The following is a 2001-nucleotide window of genomic DNA, read 5'->3' on the forward strand; positions in this document are numbered from 1 at the left end:
GTATAAGCTAAATATTTAAGCAATTATTAGAGATTTACTCCTACTGAAGCTAAATCCTTACGCGCTTGCTCTGCAGTTGTAAAAACAAATCCATGCATGCCAACTCTATGAGCTCCATCAATATTTGCTGGCTTATCGTCGAAGAAAACAGTTGTTTGCGGATTTAATCCAAATCTACTTATAGCAAGTTCAAAAATTTCCGGTTCTGGCTTATGCAAATGCTCAACACCGGAAATAATAGTTCCTTGCAAAAGAGTAGAAAGTTCTGGGAATTTGCGTAACGCAAGTGGGAAAGTTTCTTTAGACCAATTTGTTAAGCCCCATACGCCGTATCCAGCTTTACGTAAATCATGCAATAAATCAACCATTCCAGGCATCATTCGTGTCAAAACTTGGTCATAATGAGCGCAATACCAACGGAAAGCCTCAGCAAGTTCGCTTCCAAAGCGACGTTCGTATTCAGGCATAAGATCTTTCAAAAGCTCGCCGCCATCCATGCGGTCCTCAAATTCATAGAACCCGGCTAAATCGTTCTTTCCAAAGCTTCCATTAGGGCAAATAGTATCAACTAAATTCGGGAACTGCTTTTGCAAACAGTTTCGGCAATTCCATTCGAGTAGAACTTTGCAATAGTCAAACATGACGTCATGAATCTCAATATTTTGTACGTTAGTCATTTATTTCTACTCCTTCTATTTTGTTTCATACGTTATTTTACATTCGCGTATTTTGTTTCATGCGTTAATCTTGCACACTGCCGATATTATTCCGCGCGCTACTTTATATTAATAAGAATCCCAAGAACATGCGGTAATGCATTTATAATATCGCTTGCCACAATTGGATGTTCCAAAGTCAAAGCACGCTTTGATTTCACTATGTCTTGCACTAGTTGAGTGTAATTGTTTCCTCCACTGCTGCGTGATGCAAATACTGCGCAAACTCCGTGAATCACAGCTGCGCTCGCTGCAATAAGTGCGTAATTTTTGTTGTTCGCGTTGTTTTCGTTATCTTTTTCGTGCTGAGCCAGCAATGCTCCTAAAATTCCTGCTAGAACATCTCCTGAACCTGCAGTTGCTAGCCAGGATGGAGCGTATTGTGCAATATAAATAGGAGAGTGCAATTTTGATGGTGATGCAACTGCTGTTGTTGCGCCTTTAACTAACACAGTTGCTCCAGTAAGATTGGCTGCTTTTTGAGCGTAGTGTGTTGGGTTGCTGGCTATTTGTTGTGCGCTTACTTCTAAATCGTATCTAGTAAAAAGCGAGCTTAATTCTCCTGTATGAGGTGTGAGAACTACTTTTTCGCAAACTTGTTTTGGCAGTAAGTCTAATGCTCCAGCATCTACGCATATTGGCGGAAGATTGTTATTTAATTGCGTTTCAGCGTTGTCGTTTTTGTTGTCGTTTTTGTTTTCGTTGGAGTATTTTGCAAGTATGCTAGCAATGTATTTTCTTTGAGATAAAGCCGTTTCGTTGTTGCAATGGCTTTCGTCTGGTATGCCGCATCCAACTGTTATTGCGTCGATTTTTCCGTTTAATTGTTCGTATGCTACTACTTCAGGTGATGCTTGCAATACTAAATTTTGTGCACGAAGAGGACCTGAATAACGGACCATTCCAATATTTGCATGTATTGCAGCGCTTGTGCTTAACACTGCTGCTCCGGGATAGTCGTTTGAACCGGTAATTACGCCTAGAACGCCTCTTGAATATTTATTATCGCTTGCATGAGGCGTGCGCAATGGTGTGGAAGCAAGATGAATATCTACTGATATTTCATTATTTGCAGAGTTTTTATCGTCAGTGTGCGAACTGTCAGGTTTTGCAATGTAATTCATACCATCTGTATTGCCAAACATAGTATTAAGTGTAATCGTCGTTAAGCACATGCAGAGTTGGCTAAACATGTGTATTACTGTCTAAACTTATGTATTGTTACAATTTGTAAACATTTTGAAAATATTTGTAATTTTTTTGTTATTCTGCGTGTCGTGAATAT

2 protein-coding genes are annotated in these 2001 nt (G+C 39.5%); both read right to left on the reverse strand.

The features are described from left to right. Window positions 1-26 precede the first annotated feature (26 nt). Window positions 27-677, reverse strand: coding sequence for an HAD family phosphatase (locus A5295_RS05870; RefSeq protein ID WP_064622148.1), 651 nt, complete (start codon window positions 675-677; stop codon window positions 27-29). Window positions 678-775: 98 nt separating this feature from the next. Next, the gene (locus A5295_RS05875; protein WP_082915520.1) at window positions 776-1891 is read right to left on the reverse strand and encodes an ADP/ATP-dependent (S)-NAD(P)H-hydrate dehydratase; all 1116 of its coding nucleotides are present in this window, start codon (window positions 1889-1891) and stop codon (window positions 776-778) included. Window positions 1892-2001: the final 110 nt, after the last annotated feature.

The sequence above is a fragment of the Gardnerella sp. 26-12 genome, from assembly GCF_001660745.1.
GTDB lineage: Bacteria > Actinomycetota > Actinomycetes > Actinomycetales > Bifidobacteriaceae > Bifidobacterium > Bifidobacterium swidsinskii.

What these genes read in the sequence shown, in the direction of transcription:
- A5295_RS05875 (WP_082915520.1), bottom strand. Translation starts at nt 1,891, where the DNA reads ATGTGCTTAACGACGATTACACTTAATACTATGTTTGGCAATACAGAT.
- A5295_RS05870 (WP_064622148.1), bottom strand. Translation starts at nt 677, where the DNA reads ATGACTAACGTACAAAATATTGAGATTCATGACGTCATGTTTGACTAT.